The 13,808-nt window shown below is 66.6% G+C and carries 19 protein-coding genes; 12 read left to right on the top strand and 7 right to left on the bottom strand.

The annotated features are described in order from the left end of the window. Positions 1-14: 14 nt before the first annotated feature. The gene (locus ACOZ4I_RS00885; protein WP_424002098.1) at positions 15-1,343 is read right to left on the bottom strand and encodes an ABC transporter substrate-binding protein; all 1,329 of its coding nucleotides are present in this window, start codon (positions 1,341-1,343) and stop codon (positions 15-17) included. A 323-nt stretch (positions 1,344-1,666) separates the two neighbouring features. Between ACOZ4I_RS00885 and ACOZ4I_RS00880 the strand changes: the two genes are divergently transcribed. Continuing rightward, positions 1,667-2,503 carry a proline dehydrogenase family protein gene (locus ACOZ4I_RS00880; protein ID WP_424002096.1) on the top strand — a complete coding sequence of 279 codons (837 nt, stop codon included), beginning with the start codon at positions 1,667-1,669 and terminating at the stop codon, positions 2,501-2,503. A gap of 3 nt (positions 2,504-2,506) precedes the next feature. Here ACOZ4I_RS00880 and ACOZ4I_RS00875 read toward each other — a convergent pair whose 3' ends face one another. Next, entirely contained in the window at positions 2,507-3,226 is a 720-nt protein-coding gene (locus ACOZ4I_RS00875; protein WP_424002094.1) for a helix-turn-helix domain-containing protein, read from the bottom strand. A 194-nt stretch (positions 3,227-3,420) separates the two neighbouring features. Here ACOZ4I_RS00875 and ACOZ4I_RS00870 point away from each other — a divergent pair, with 194 nt between their 5' ends. The 5 genes from ACOZ4I_RS00870 to ACOZ4I_RS00850 all read left to right on the top strand — a co-directional run bounded on the left by ACOZ4I_RS00870 (position 3,421) and on the right by ACOZ4I_RS00850 (position 7,094). After that, positions 3,421-4,944 (top strand): aldehyde dehydrogenase family protein, encoded by a 1,524-nt coding sequence (locus tag ACOZ4I_RS00870; RefSeq protein WP_424002092.1) that lies wholly within the window; start codon positions 3,421-3,423, stop codon positions 4,942-4,944. Further along, positions 4,937-5,065 (top strand): hypothetical protein, encoded by a 129-nt coding sequence (locus tag ACOZ4I_RS00865; protein WP_424002090.1) that lies wholly within the window; start codon positions 4,937-4,939, stop codon positions 5,063-5,065. The genes ACOZ4I_RS00870 and ACOZ4I_RS00865 overlap by 8 nt, the downstream gene beginning before the upstream one ends. Positions 5,066-5,199: 134 nt before the next feature. Then, positions 5,200-5,487, top strand: coding sequence for a translation initiation factor eIF-1A (gene eif1A, locus ACOZ4I_RS00860; RefSeq protein ID WP_424002088.1), 288 nt, complete (start codon positions 5,200-5,202; stop codon positions 5,485-5,487). A 42-nt stretch (positions 5,488-5,529) separates the two neighbouring features. Continuing rightward, positions 5,530-6,465, top strand: coding sequence for a serine/threonine-protein kinase Rio1 (rio1, locus tag ACOZ4I_RS00855; protein ID WP_424002086.1), 936 nt, complete (start codon positions 5,530-5,532; stop codon positions 6,463-6,465). Positions 6,466-6,545: 80 nt separating this feature from the next. After that, complete coding sequence (locus tag ACOZ4I_RS00850) at positions 6,546-7,094, top strand: KH domain-containing protein (protein ID WP_424002084.1); 549 nt, start codon at positions 6,546-6,548, stop codon at positions 7,092-7,094. Positions 7,095-7,178: 84 nt separating this feature from the next. Here ACOZ4I_RS00850 and ACOZ4I_RS00845 read toward each other — a convergent pair whose 3' ends face one another. Next, complete coding sequence (locus tag ACOZ4I_RS00845) at positions 7,179-7,355, bottom strand: hypothetical protein (RefSeq protein ID WP_424002082.1); 177 nt, start codon at positions 7,353-7,355, stop codon at positions 7,179-7,181. Positions 7,356-7,413: 58 nt separating this feature from the next. Here ACOZ4I_RS00845 and rpiA point away from each other — a divergent pair, with 58 nt between their 5' ends. Then, a complete protein-coding gene (gene rpiA / locus ACOZ4I_RS00840) occupies positions 7,414-8,097 on the top strand; it encodes a ribose-5-phosphate isomerase RpiA (protein ID WP_424002080.1) in 684 nt (227 codons plus the stop codon). 49 nt (positions 8,098-8,146) lie between these two features. On the opposite strand, the gene ACOZ4I_RS00835 is transcribed toward rpiA, so the two are convergent. After that, positions 8,147-8,314, bottom strand: coding sequence for a DUF1931 domain-containing protein (locus ACOZ4I_RS00835; RefSeq protein WP_424002078.1), 168 nt, complete (start codon positions 8,312-8,314; stop codon positions 8,147-8,149). A gap of 291 nt (positions 8,315-8,605) precedes the next feature. Between ACOZ4I_RS00835 and larB the strand changes: the two genes are divergently transcribed. The 5 genes from larB (at position 8,606) to ACOZ4I_RS00810 (ending at position 11,888) form a co-directional block, all read left to right on the top strand. After that, positions 8,606-9,367 (top strand): nickel pincer cofactor biosynthesis protein LarB, encoded by a 762-nt coding sequence (gene larB / locus ACOZ4I_RS00830; RefSeq protein ID WP_424002076.1) that lies wholly within the window; start codon positions 8,606-8,608, stop codon positions 9,365-9,367. A 105-nt stretch (positions 9,368-9,472) separates the two neighbouring features. Next, positions 9,473-9,622 carry a DUF7563 family protein gene (locus tag ACOZ4I_RS00825; protein ID WP_424002074.1) on the top strand — a complete coding sequence of 50 codons (150 nt, stop codon included), beginning with the start codon at positions 9,473-9,475 and terminating at the stop codon, positions 9,620-9,622. A 27-nt stretch (positions 9,623-9,649) separates the two neighbouring features. Further along, the gene (locus ACOZ4I_RS00820; protein WP_424002072.1) at positions 9,650-9,934 is read left to right on the top strand and encodes a GIY-YIG nuclease family protein; all 285 of its coding nucleotides are present in this window, start codon (positions 9,650-9,652) and stop codon (positions 9,932-9,934) included. 79 nt (positions 9,935-10,013) lie between these two features. After that, positions 10,014-11,411, top strand: coding sequence for a phosphoglucomutase/phosphomannomutase family protein (locus tag ACOZ4I_RS00815; protein WP_424002070.1), 1,398 nt, complete (start codon positions 10,014-10,016; stop codon positions 11,409-11,411). A gap of 24 nt (positions 11,412-11,435) precedes the next feature. Beyond that, positions 11,436-11,888 (top strand): pyridoxamine 5'-phosphate oxidase family protein, encoded by a 453-nt coding sequence (locus ACOZ4I_RS00810; RefSeq protein ID WP_424002068.1) that lies wholly within the window; start codon positions 11,436-11,438, stop codon positions 11,886-11,888. A 24-nt stretch (positions 11,889-11,912) separates the two neighbouring features. On the opposite strand, the gene ACOZ4I_RS00805 is transcribed toward ACOZ4I_RS00810, so the two are convergent. The 3 genes from ACOZ4I_RS00805 to ACOZ4I_RS00795 all read right to left on the bottom strand — a co-directional run bounded on the left by ACOZ4I_RS00805 (position 11,913) and on the right by ACOZ4I_RS00795 (position 13,740). Continuing rightward, positions 11,913-12,311 carry a GNAT family N-acetyltransferase gene (locus ACOZ4I_RS00805; protein ID WP_424002066.1) on the bottom strand — a complete coding sequence of 133 codons (399 nt, stop codon included), beginning with the start codon at positions 12,309-12,311 and terminating at the stop codon, positions 11,913-11,915. A 6-nt stretch (positions 12,312-12,317) separates the two neighbouring features. Further along, positions 12,318-12,518 carry a ubiquitin-like small modifier protein SAMP2 gene (gene samp2 / locus ACOZ4I_RS00800; RefSeq protein WP_424002064.1) on the bottom strand — a complete coding sequence of 67 codons (201 nt, stop codon included), beginning with the start codon at positions 12,516-12,518 and terminating at the stop codon, positions 12,318-12,320. 64 nt (positions 12,519-12,582) lie between these two features. Further along, positions 12,583-13,740 (bottom strand): RNA-guided endonuclease InsQ/TnpB family protein, encoded by a 1,158-nt coding sequence (locus tag ACOZ4I_RS00795; RefSeq protein ID WP_424002062.1) that lies wholly within the window; start codon positions 13,738-13,740, stop codon positions 12,583-12,585. Positions 13,741-13,808: the final 68 nt, after the last annotated feature.

Here is a 13,808-nt window from a genome sequence, read left to right as displayed (position 1 = left end):
GGGTGGTGTCCGCCTCAGCCCTCGATGGTACCGGCCGACTCGTAGGCGTGGTCCACGACCTCGAAGATCTGGAGGAAGCCGACCGGGTCACCGTTCTCGTCGAGGTCGATGGGGCCGCTGACGCCAGTGTAGTCCACGTCCGCGGGGCTGCCGCCCTCGGCGAGAATCTGGTGGGCCTCCTCGTAGGAGGTCGCCTCCTGGCCCTCCGGACGGGTCACGTCGCGGACGACCTCGCTGAGCGCCGCGCCGGTGAACTCGTCGGCCGCCTGGATGGCGAGCGCGCTGACGACGACGGCATCGTAGGCGTACGCCGACCACGAGGTCGGTTCCTCGCCGAAGCGGCTCTCGAACTCCTCGACGAAGGCCTGGTAGTTCTCGGCGTCCTGCGGGACGCTGGGAACGACGGCCTTCATGCCGTCGAGGCTCCCCTCGGGCGCTGCTTCGAGGACTTTCGGCCCCTTGACGCTGTCGCCGCCGTACCAGGCGGCCTGGTCGGTCACGCCGAGGTCGAACGCCTCCTGCGACATCGTGGCGAACTCCGGCTGGTACGTGAGGAACACCCACGCGTCGGCGTCGGTGTCGGCCATCGACGAGATGACGTTGCTGTAGGACGCCTTCCCCTGGTCGTGGGGCTCGTTGTAGACGATCTCGCCCTCGTAGCTGTCGACGAAGGCCTCGCCGATGGCCTCGCCGTAGCTGTTGTTGATCCAGGCCAGCGCCACGCTGCCGTGTCCGTCGTCGGAGACCATCGTCGAGAGCGCAGACGCCTGTGCCGAACCGGTCGGCGGCATCCGCAGGAGGCCCGGGAGGTCGGTCAGCGACGGGCTGGTGCTGTTCTGGCTGATCTGGACCACGTCGGTGTTCTTGACGACGCTCTCGTAGATGGCCGTGCTGACACCGCTGCCGACCGTCCCGATGAGCAGCGGGACGCCCTCCTGATTGACGAGCGTCTGGGCCGCGCTGACCCCGCCCTGGCTCGTGCTCTGGTCGTCCTGCTGGGAGATCGCCAGTTCGCCGCCCTTGACGCCGACCGCGTTGACGGCGTCGAGCGCGATCTCCTTCCCGCGCTGGTTCCGCTGGCCGAACGCCGACAGCGACCCCGAAAGGCTGTCCACCATGCCGATGGTGTAGGTGTCCCCGCCGGACGCCGTCGAGGAGTCTGTCGACCCGCCCTCGCCGCTTCCGCCGTCGCCGCTCCCGCCATCGCCGCTCCCGCCGTCGCCGCCGCTTCCGCTCTCCTCCGGCGCCCCGCCGGAACAGCCGGCGAGGCCGACGAGTCCCGCGCTTGCGGCGGCTTTGATTACGCTACGTCGGTCGATCGAACGGTCTTCGTGGTCGTTCATAGGATTCTGCTGTTCTGTTACGTAACACTATGTATAACCCTGTCCCCGTCCATGGTAGGTCACGCGTTCTGTTCGCTCGTTTACACCGCTATCGGTACCCCTGTGACCGATTTTTACGAACAGGAACGTATTTCGAGAATCAGTGTGTAGATGTAAAGAGTGCATGATTAATCCTGTTATATCGGGCCGTGGATCTGAGAAATCGTACCGGATACACGAAGCGGATGTGGGCGGAGAAGGCAGCGACATTAATTTCAACTGTATCCTGGGGATATTTTTGGTAGGGTGTTTGTTTAGGCCCATATAGTGGTTCGTAATCGACAATGATCCCCCCGATCGCGAGTAATTTCGTCGCCGGGAAGTCGGCTCCACAGGCGCTCGATCACGTCGCGTCGCTGAACGACGACGGCGTATACGGCATCCTGAATCTGCTCGGCGAACACTACGAGGAGCGGCCGCCGGCCGACGAAGACGCCGACGCGTACGTCTCGCTCATCGAGGACATCGCCGGGAGCGGACTCGACTGCTGCGTCTCGGTCAAGCCGTCCCAGATCGGGCTGGACGTGGGCGACGAGGTGTTCGTCGACAACCTCGAACGCATCGTCGCGGCGGGCGACGAGCACGGCGTGTTCGTCTGGGTCGACATGGAGGACTACACCACGACCGACGTGACGCTCGACGCCTACGAGCGCCTGGTCACGCAACACGACGGCGGCGTCGGCGTCTGCACGCAGGCGAACTTGAAGCGCACGCCCGAGGACCTCGAACGGCTCGCGCCGCTCCCCGGCAAGGTTCGGCTGGTCAAGGGGGCCTACTCCGAGCCCAAGAGCGTCTCCTACAAGCAGAAAGCGCGCGTCAACGAGGCCTACGAGGACTGCCTCGAACTGATGTTCGAGCAGTTCGAGGGCGGGATCGCCGTCGGCAGTCACGACCCGGCGATGATCGACTACGCGCGCGACCTCCACGACGAGTACGGCACGGACTACGAGGTGCAGATGCTGATGGGCGTCCGCGAGGACGCACAGCGAGACCTCGCCGCGGAAGGCGTCCCGACGTGGCAGTACATCCCCTACGGCGAGAAGTGGTTCTCGTACTTCTACCGGCGCGTCCGCGAGCGCAAGGAGAACGCGCTGTTTGCGGTCCGGGCGGTTCTGAACTGAGTCTTACCGCGGGTCCGGGTCGAGCAGTTTCGCCTCGGCTTTGCGGAGGTGTTCCAGCAGCGTCGTCTTCGAGACGCCCAGTTCCGACGCGAGTTCCCGCGTCGAGATGCCTCGGGGCCACGCGTAGTAGTCCTCCTGCCGGGCGAGTTCGAACGCCTCGCGCTGGCTGTCAGAGAGGCGGTCCATCCGCCGGAGCTGCTGGGGGTTGCTCCCGCCGGCCGAGGTGATGCGCGTCACCTCGATGTCGGCGTCTTTCTCCTCGCGAATCTCGGCGATGGCGGTCTCGGCCTCGTCACGCGTCCCGGGGAAGAACACCGGCCAGTGCTCGCGACCGTGCCGGACGCGGACGGGGTCGTTGTGGATGAATCCACGTGACAGCAGGCTGTCGCTGATGGTGTTGTCGGGGTCGTACTCGACGAACAGCTCGCGCGTCGTGTTCCCCGGCGGCGATCCGGTTCCGGTCGCCCCGTGGCGCTCGCGCAGTTCCAGCACCGACTCGGTCAGGTCCGATTCTCTGGTCGCCTCGATGAGTTCGTCCACGTCGGTGATACTGTCCGCGTACGCGGTGAACAGCCCCTTGACGTTCTGGTTCTTGGTGTTGTACACGCCGTGGGCGAGCAGGCCAGCGGCCGTCTCGTCGGTGACCTCCAGCGTCCAGCACTTCGGGTGCCAGATGCTCAGCGTCAACTGGAGCCCGCCGTCGTCAGTCTGTGATTCGCTCATGATACCGTCCCTCCGTATCGAGGGATAATACGAACAAGCACGATACGAACGCCAATAAACCTAGTGTTCATAAGTGAAACCCCGACCATGGTAGGCCACCGAGGTCGTCGGGGCGTCGCCCACCGCGGGGCAAGTGACGACCCCTGACCATGGACGGGGGAACCTATTGGTGTGACTAGCGTACAGTACCGTTCATGAGTACCGACGACTCACGGAAGCACTACATCGACGGCGAATGGACCGCCGGGACAGGCGACGAGACGTTCGCGAGCCGAAACCCCGCGACGGGCGAGGAACTGGCGTCGTTCCACCGCGGGACCGAAGACGACGTCGACCGGGCGCTGGCCGCCGCGGAGGACGCCTACGACGAGTGGCGCTCGCTCTCGCACATCGACCGCGCGGAGTACCTCTGGGAGATCTACCACGAGCTTCGCGACCGCCACGAGGAACTGGGCGAGATCGTCACCAAGGAGTGCGGCAAGGAGATCAGCGAGGGGCTGGCCGACGTGACCGAGTCCTGGCACATGGTCGAGTGGGCCGCCGGCAACGCCCGCCACCCCCACGGCGACGTGGTCCCCTCCGAAATCGCCAGCAAGGACGCCTACATGCGCCGCAAGCCCAAGGGCGTCGTCGGCTGTATCACGCCGTGGAACTTCCCGGTGGCCATCCCGTTCTGGCATCTCGCAGTCACGCTGGTCGAGGGCAACACCGTCGTCTGGAAGCCCGCCGAACAGACGCCGTGGTGCGCCCATATCGTCGCCGAGATGTTCGAGGACGCGGGCATCCCCGACGGCGTGTTCAACCTCGTCCAGGGCTACGGCGACGCTGGGAACGCCATCGTCGAGGACGACCGCGTCGAGACGGTCCTCTTTACGGGTAGCGCCGAGGTCGGCCACAAGATCGCCTCGAAGGTCGGCGGCCAGCCCGGCAAGATCGCCGCCTGCGAGATGGGCGGGAAGAACGCCGTCGTCGTCAGCGAGCAGGCCGACCTCGACGTTGCCGTCCACTCGGCCGTGATGTCGAGCTTCAAGACGACCGGCCAGCGCTGTGTCTCCTCCGAGCGCCTCATCGTCCACGAGGAGGTCTACGACGAGTTCAAAGAGCGCTTCGTCGATATCGCCGAGGACATCGCCGTCGGCGACCCGCTCGACGAGGACACCTTCATGGGGCCGCTCATCGAGGCCGGACAGGTCGAGAAGTTCCAGAAGTACAACGACCTCGCCCGCGACGAGGGCGCGAACGTCCTCGTCGACCGTGCCGACCTCGACGCCGACGAGATCCCCGAGGGCCACGAGGAGGGCCACTGGGTCGGCCCGTTCGTCTACGAGATCGACTACGACGAGGACCTGCGCTGCATCAACGAGGAGGTCTTCGGCCCGCACGTCGCCCTGCTGAAGTACTCAGGCGACTTCGACGAGGCCCTGGAGATGCATAACAACGTCGACTACGGCCTCGCCGGCGCAATCATCTCGGAGGACTACCGCGAGATCAATCAGTTCCGCGACGAGGCCGAGATCGGCCTCGCGTACGGGAACCTCCCCTGTATCGGCGCAGAGGTCCACCTGCCCTTCGGCGGCGTCAAGAAGTCCGGCAACGGCCTCCCGAGCGGCCGCGAAGTCATCGAGGCCGTCACCGAGCGCACCGCCTGGACGCTGAACAACTCCAAGGACATCGAGATGGCACAGGGCCTCTCGGCGGACATCATCACCGATGAGTAAGGCCGTCCAGCCGCCCGAAATCGGCACCGTCTGCCCACGCTGTCGCAGCGAGACGACCACCGAGACGGGTATCGAGACCTGCACCGACTGCTCGTGGGTCGGTTGTCTCGGCGCTGACTAGCGGCCGGTCGCCGCTCCCGGCTCGTACCGAGACGGCCCCAGCACACGTCTGTCCCACCCCGTGCGGCGGTCTCGGACGCGACTCGCGGTCGGAATTTTCCAAACCTTAAACCTCTCCCCGTCGAAGTACCGACCATGAGCGACAACGACAGCAGGAAGAACCTCCGCATGCCGGAGGACGACGAGGTGTTCGCGGTCGTGAAAGACATGCTCGGCGCGAACCGCGTCAAGGTACGCTGCATGGACGGGGTCGAGCGCACCGCCCGGATTCCGGGCAAGATGCAAAAGCGCATCTGGATCCGCGAGGACGACGTGGTCCTCGTGGAACCGTGGGACTGGCAAGACGAGAAGGCCGACATCACCTGGCGCTACGAGAAGCAGGACGCGGACCAGCTCCGCGAGGAGGGACACATTCAGGAGTAACGACCGTATGCTCGTTGCCGCGGCGCCGACGGGGGACAAAGCGTGACCGAGGGACAGTTCGGCCTCCTCGACACTGACGAGGCCGACGCACCGGGCGACGAGTGGGAGGAACTCGACGTCTCGGACACGGAGGCCGACCGAATCGCACGCAAGCGCGACCGTGAGTTCAGCGAGTTCCGCAAGCGCATCAAGGACGCAGACCAGTTCAAGGTCGAGGCCAGCGTCTTCGACGACGCGACCTACGGCGCGCTGTACAAACTCGTCCAGGACGGCCACATCGACGCCTTCGGCGGGCCGATATCGACGGGGAAAGAGGCCAACGTCTACACCGCGCTGTCGGGCGACGAGGAGGTGGCGGTCAAGGTCTACCGCATCAACGCCTCCGACTTCACGGACATGCGGGGCTACCTCGACGGGGACCCCCGCTTCGAGGGCATCGGCTCGGACAAGAAGAAGGTCGTCACCGCGTGGGTCCGCAAGGAGTCCTCGAACCTCAAGCGCGCCCGCCGGGCCGGCGTCCGCACGCCGAAGCCCATCGCTGTCGAGCGCAACGTCCTCGTGATGGAATACCTCGGGACCGAGGAAGGGCGAGCGAAGCGGCTCAACGAGGTCCACATCGAGAATCCCGAGACGGCCTACGAGGTCGTCAAGGAGTACGTCCGGCGGCTCTACGACGCCGGCCTCGTCCACGGCGACCTCTCTGAGTACAACGTCGTCTTCCACGAGGGCCAGCTGTACATCATCGACCTCGGCCAGGCGGTGACCATCCACCACCCCAACGCCGAGGAGTTCCTCGAACGGGACTGTCGCAACGTCGCGAACTTCTTCGCCAGGCAGGGCGTCGACGCCACGCCAGAGGACCTGCTCGCGTACGTCCAGGAGTACGCGACCCCGAAAGACAAGGACGACACCGCGCCGGGCAGCGACGACGACGCCGTGCCACAGGGCACGCCCGCGGACCGCCGCGACGAGGAGTAGTCGGGACAGACCGCGTTCAGCACGGCGGGACCGACGCCGAAGTTTTAAACAGGCTGAACCTCCTACGGGGACGTATACTTATGCAACACGTGAAGATTCCGCAGGACCGGATCGGTGTGCTGATCGGCGAGGGAGGTGAGACGATGCGCGAGATCGAATCGCGGGCGGAAGTTCGGCTCGACATCGACTCGGAGGACGGCACGGTCAAAGTCGAGTCCGTGGGGGACCCGGTTACGGGGCTGAAGGGGCCGGACATCGTCAAGGCCATCGGCCGCGGGTTCGCGCCGGACGACGCGCTGGCGCTGCTGGACGACGACATGATGATGTTCGAACTCATCGACATCGAGGCCGCCTCGCGCAACAAGAACGACTTCCGCCGCCAGAAGGGGCGGCTCATCGGCGAAGGCGGGCGGACGCGGGAACTCATGCAGGAACTCACCGGGGCGGCCGTCGTCATCTACGGCTCGACGCTCGGCATCATCGGCGGCCCGGAGCAGGTCGACGCGGTCCGCGAGGCCGCCGAGATGCTGCTCGACGGCGCGCCCCACGGCTCCGTGTACTCGTTCCTCGAACGCAAACACAACGAGATGAAGCACAAGGGTCTGGAGTACCACCAGTTCACCGGGTGAGCGGTCACCGTCGCCCCGCCCCCGCGTTTTTGCTGCCGCTGTCTACCCGAGGAGTCGCCGGTCCGGCGGTCGGAGCGTCCGGCGCTACCGATCGGGCGACCACTCGCAGGCCGACCCGGTCGTCAGGTCGGCCGCGTCGACGTGCGCCGACAGGCAGCCGTAGTTGCAGAACTGGCTCGTCGGATCGCCGCCCGGCGTCTCGCTGAGGTACAGGGGGTCGTGAGCCTCGACCGGACGCCCGCAGAACGTGCAGTCGGCCATAGCGGACGTTGCGGTCCGGAGAACAAACGTTTTGTCCGCGTCTGTCGACCCTGCGCACATGAAACAGGGCGGCACCGACGCGGCGAAACGCGCAGCGGGGGAATCGGCGGCCGAGGCGGTCGAGGACGGGATGGTCGTCGGTCTGGGGACCGGATCGACGGCGGCCCACGCCATCCGCGCCATCGGCCGGGCCGTCGACGCCGGCCTCGACGTGGTCGGCGTCCCCACCTCCTTCCAGTCGCGCGAACTGGCCCGCGACTGCGGGATTCCGCTCGCGGACCTCGACGACGCGTCGGTCGACCTCGCCATCGACGGGGCCGACGAGGTGGCCGGCGGCGACCTGATCAAGGGCGGGGGTGCGGCCCACGCCCGCGAGAAGGTGGTCGATGCGAGCGCCGACCGCTTTCTCGTCGTCGCGGACCCGACGAAGGAGGCCGACGTGCTGGCACACCCCGTCCCCGTCGAAGTCCTCCCGATGGCCCGCTCGACGGTCGCCGAGGCGGTCGAAGCGCTGGACGGAGAGCCCGACCTCCGCCGGGCCGAGCGCAAGGACGGCCCCGTCGTCACCGACAACGGGAACCTCGTGCTCGACTGCGACTTCGGCGCGATCGAGGACCCAGCGGCGCTCGCCGGACGCCTCTCGGAGACGCCGGGCGTCGTCGCGCACGGGCTGTTCGTCGGGCTGGCGGACGAAGTCCACGTCGGGACCGACGACGGCGTCTCGGTCAGGGAGCTACGATAGCTGTCGCTGTCGGGTCGAGCGCTGCAAAAAAACGTCGTGCTGAACGACCTTACAGGTCGCGCGGCTGGACCGTCTTGCGGTCGTTCTCGTCGGCTCGGCGGGCTGCGTCCTCGAGCAGCTCCTCGACTTCCGCGTCGAGCGCGTCGTAGAAGTCGGACGCTACGTTCATGTCGCTGAGCTCTTCCTTAACGGCGGCTTTGACGATTAGGTCTGCCATACAGACGAGGCATCCGCGGGGGTTGCTTATATACTTTCTCCAATCGGTTCGCTCTCGCCGGTATTCGCGGCAGTTTGAGGCGATATTCGGTCTTCGACCCCTTATAAATCAGTTATTTTGTTGCCTTTGGGTGGTCATAATACCCGTTTCTGCCGGAAACAGACGGCTGTGGCGGCGAGTCTTCGGTCGCGGGCCGCTCGCGCGCGCTCTCCGAAACGGCAAGTCAGGCGGGCCATCGAGGGGCGACCGCGGACCGACGGATAGGAGTAGGCGGACCGCCGACTGTCCCCCATGCGCGACATACTCGACGCGGTCGCGGCGGGCGACCTCTCCCCCGCCGAGGCCGAAGCGTCGCTTTCAGGCTACGCGACCAGCGGGGCGGGACGGTTCGACGCCGCGCGCGAGGAGCGGGCCGGCGTCCCCGAGGCCATCCTCGCTGACGGCAAGACGCCCGCCGAGGTGGCGGACCTGGCGGCGACAGCCATCGAGACGACGGACCGGGCGCTGGTGACGCGAATCGGCGACGAGACGGCGGCGGCCGTTTCGGAGCGGCTCGCGACCGCCGTTCCGGAGGCGACCGTGCGGTGGAACGACCGCTCGCACTGGCTCGTCGCGACGACGCCGGACTTCGAGCGCCCCGACTTAGACGCCGCGGTCGGCATCGTCACCGCCGGCACGTCCGACGCCGTCCCGGCCGGTGAGGCCGCCCTCGTGGTCCGGGAGATGGGCGCGACGGTGACGCGTATCGACGACGTGGGCGTCGCGAGCCTCGCCCGGACGATCGACGCCGTCGAGCGCCTGCGCGACCAGGACGTGCTCATCATCGCCGCGGGCCGTGAGGGGGCGCTCCCGACAGTTGTCGCCGGCCTCGTGGACGTTCCGATCATCGGCTTGCCGGTCTCGACCGGCTACGGTCACGGCGGCGAGGGCCAGGCGGCGCTCTCGGGGATGCTCCAGTCCTGTACCGCCCTCTCCGTGGTCAACATCGACGCCGGGTTCACCGCCGGGACGCAGGCCGGCCTGATCGCCAGACAGCTCGACGATGCGCGGTGACAGTTCCGACGAAATCGGGAGAGAGTACCCAATCATTTGGGTAAACCGTTATGCGTCCGTCACGCATAGTCACAGGTGTCGGCGGTGGTGTCGCCGACGAACACGATGCCTGAATGTGACCATTGCGGCGCGCACGTCTCGGACCAGTTCGCCCGGGTGTTCGCGGATCAGCGCGGACACATCAGGGCTTGCCCGAACTGCTCGGCGAACGCTGGCATCGCCGAGGTATCGAGAGAGCGCGCCCACGAAGTGTGAGGCCCGCTGGGCCGACGGGATCGTGCGATGACCACCACGCGGAGCCCCCATTACGTGTACGTCCTCCGGTGTAGCGACGGAACGTTTTACACCGGATACACGACCGACGTCGAGCGGCGCGTCCGCGAACACGACGCGGGCGAGGGCGCGAAGTACACCCGCGGGCGGACGCCGGTGGAACTCGTCCACGTCGAGTCCTTCGACTCGCGATCGGCGGCGATGAGCCGCGAGTACGAACTCAAACAGCGCGCCAGAGCGCAAAAGGAGCGCCTCGTCGAGTCGAGTGACGCCGAGGACGCGTTCGACCCCTGAGCGCGGCCACAGGAGCGCCCGAAACCGACGGCCGCCGCACCGGGCGTGATTTTTTGACCCATCCCCGAGAAGCGCCGGTATGACACACGACGCGGATGTCGACGCGGGCGCGATCGCCTTCGGAACGGACGGGTGGCGGGCGACGCTCGACGTCTTCACCACGCCGCGGGTACGGATGGTGGGACAGGCGGTCGCCACGACGCTCTCCGAGCGCGGCGCGACCGGAACGGTGGCGATCGGGTACGACGCCCGCGAGACCTCGCCCGGGTTCGCCGACGACCTGGCCGAGGTGTTGCGGGCGAACGGCTTCGACGTGCTCCTCCCCGAACGGGACACGCCGACGCCGGTCGTCGCGTGGACGGTCAAGGACCGCGACCTCGCCGGCGCGCTCCAGATCACGGCCAGCCACAACCCCCCGGAGTACAACGGCGTGAAGTTCATCCCCGGCGACGGGTCGCCGGCGCTCCCGGACTGGACGGCCGCCTTCGAGGAGAACCTCGCCGTGCTCGACCCGCTGCCCGAGGAGGAGTGGGGCGAGCGAGCCGAAGAAGACCTCGTCGCCCCCTACCGCGAGCACGCGCTGTCGTTCGTCGACGCCGACCTCGACGGCCTCCCGGTCGCCTACGACGCGCTGTACGGGAGCGGTCGCGGCGTCACGGACGACCTCCTCGCCGCCGCCGGGGCCGACGTGACGCGGCTCAACTGCGAGCAGGACCCCGAGTTCGGCGGCGGGTCGCCCGAGCCGTCGGCCGAGAACTCCGCGGGACTCGTCGAGCACGTCTGCGACGGCGACGCGGCGCTGGGCGTCATCAACGACGGCGACGCCGACCGCATCGGCATCGTCACGCCGGAGCGGGGCTACCTCGACCCGAACCTGTTCTTCGCCGCGATGTACGACTTCCTGCTGGAGGACGCGTCGGGCGACGTGGTCAGGACGGTCTCCACGTCGAGCATCGTCGACCGCGTCGCCGAGGCCCACGGGCAGGCCGTCCACGAGGTCGCCGTCGGCTTCAAGTGGGTCGCCGAGGCGATGGCCGACCACGACGCGCTGTTCGGCGGCGAGGAATCGGGCGGCTTCGGCCTGCCCGCCCACCTCCGCAACAAGGACGGCGTCATCATGGCGCTGGCCGCGGCCGCCGCCGAGCGCGAGGAGCCGCTCGACGAGCGCGTCGACCGCCTGCTCGCCGAACACGGCGAGATCCACCAGGACAGAATCAGCGTCGACTGCCCCGACGACCGGAAGGCGGCCGTCCTCGAAGACCTCGAAGTCGCGCTTCCCGACGCCCTCGCCGGCGTGGCGGTCGACGGCGTCAACACCGTCGACGGCTTCAAGATCCGCCTCGAAGACGGGACGTGGGTGCTCGTCCGTCCCTCGGGGACGGAGCCGAAGCTCCGCGTCTACGCCGAGGCCGGCAGCGACGAGCGCGTCGACGACCTGCTCGACGCCGGGCGGGACCTGGTCGAGCCCCTCGTTTAAGCCCGCGGCGCGTGTCGTCGGCGCATGGACACCGACATCGCGTTCGCCTATACGGAAGGGATGCCCGACGAAGCCGTCCGCGAGTGCCTCGAATCGACCGTCGAGGGGGTGCTCGCGCTGGCCGACGGGGACGACGCGTACGCCTTCCCGGTGTTTCACCACTACGAGGACGGGTCGCTGTACTTCCGCCTGGGCGAGACGAGCGAGAGCGAGAAGTCGTCGTATCTCGATGCGACGGAGACGGCGACGTACGTCGTCACCGAGACAGAGTCGACGCCGGACGCGGAGGCGTGGACCGGCTGGAGCGTCGTCGCCCGCGGGCCGATAACGGCCGTCCCCGAGGACGATCCGGCCAACGAAGCCGTCGAGATCAACGAGCGCTACGCGCCGATCCGGGTGTTCGACGAGCCGACCGACGAGATGGACGTGACGCTGTACGAACTGTCCGTCGAGGAACTGACCGGGCGGCGGAACTGACCGGCCGACGGAACTGACTCGACCCTACTCGCACCTGCCGCGAAAGCGGTCGCCGTCGGCGGCGAGCGGTGCCACGTCGAACCCCAGTCGGTCGTAGAACGGGTGCACGTCCGCGTCGAAGTCGGCGATGAGCCGGTCCCGGCGGTCGAGCGCGGCCTCGACGAGCGCCGTCCCGATGCCCTGTCCGCGGCGGCGGCGACGGACCGCCACGGCCGCGACGCGGTCGCCGTCGAGGACGAGCGCGCCGAGGACGCGGTCGGTCTCGGTTGCCGCGTCACCCTCGAAACCACCGGAAACCGCGACGAGCGTGCCGTCGCCCGCGATACCGGCGCGGACCGTCGCCACGTCGATCTCGAGGGCCGCGCCGTCGAGGACGTTCATCACGGCGGGCAGGTCGTCCTCGGTGGCCTCGCGGACGCGCATCGCGGACTATCCGCCCTTGATGAGGCGCACGACGCGGACGCGGTCGGCCGCGACGGGCTGGTCGGTGGGCACGTGCTCGCCGTCGACGAGGACAGACACCTCGTGGGGGCTCAGGTCGACGGGCGCGAGCAAGTCGGCGTAGGTGGCGTCCGCGCCGACCTCCAGTTCGTGGGTGTCTTCGCCGGCGATGTCGACAGTGACGCGCATGCCCGCCGTTGGCCGCCGACGCACCTGAGACTGTCGACTCTCGCGGGGTGTGAACTACTCCTGCCTATTTCGTTTGCTGGACGGCTCGCTTCGTTGAGGCAGGGGTTTCCAAGTCGGCTCGCAAGCGTACCGTGGCAGAGGCTTGGTCAGCACCGCTCGGTTGGAGCGCAGGCTCACAAACTGCGCCGAGACTGGATAGTGGGCACGCGATGTCCTTACCCAGCCCTTTCTTTGCGATGTTCGTCGCACCGTTCTTATCTGCGTTGTCGTCCAATCCACACTCGTGACATAGGTGTCGGCCCTGTCCCCTACGAGTTGTCGCTTCCTGCTCGCCACACCGCCAGCAGGTCTGGCTCGTCATATATTCGTTCACGGATTTCACCGCGATACCAGCGAAGGCCGCCTTGTACTCGATATAGTTCTTTAACGTGTGGTGTGGCATCGAGTGGAGTCGGCGATTCATCTCCGCTCCGCGGTCTTGATTCTGGATACCTTCGAGATCGCCGACCACGATAAGCGCACGGCGCTCTTTCGCTTCCTCCACGATAGCGCGGGAAATCTTGTGGAGGCGGTCGTTCACTCGGCGGGACTCCTTCTCCTTGACCGACTGGAGCGTGTCGTAGGCACCCTTTTCTTGCAGACGAGTGCGAAGGTCATGATAATGACGACGGATACGACGAATCTCTCTGCCGTAGAACTCGGTGTTTCGGGACGGCAACGCCACCGACGTTGCTACCCATCTGATTCCGAAGTCTACGCCGATAACACCGTCGTACCCCTCGCTCACTTCCACCTCTTGCCGGACTGTGAGGTGGGCGTAATAGCTGCCATCCTCACGAACTATTTTCGAGTCCTTCACGTCGGTTTCGTCTGGAATCTCGTCGTGCGGTTGAATCGGGACGTTCACGCCACCCCAGACCTGCGAGACAGGGAGTTTCAGCCACCAGTCCGTCAGGTCTGTATCGTGCTGCTCTACGTCAACACCAACGGCGAACACGTCGTTGCGGATGAACCACGGGTAGTCGTGGTCGTCGCGTAGGTTGTCAGTATCTACATAGGCGTCAGCGCATTGTTTCGTGGCCGAGTACAGGTCTACGTCCTCATCACCACGAACGTATTGCTGGAACGCTTCGTACTCATGGTTGATAGCGTCAAGTTTCGACTGTGTGAGGTCGTCGGTGAGGATTTTCGCCACGACCGTCTTCTCGGCAGTCTGTTTCATTCGCCCTCACGCTCTCTGCGTTGTCGTCAGAAAATCTAAAATTTTCGGACTCACGACAACCTCCGATT

The sequence above is a fragment of the Haloarcula salina genome, assembly GCF_049603855.1.
Taxonomy (GTDB): Archaea; Halobacteriota; Halobacteria; order Halobacteriales; family Haloarculaceae; genus Haloarcula; species Haloarcula salina_A.
The sequence above is the reverse complement of the archived record's forward strand: the minus strand, read 5'-3'. Positions and strand labels throughout refer to the sequence as shown.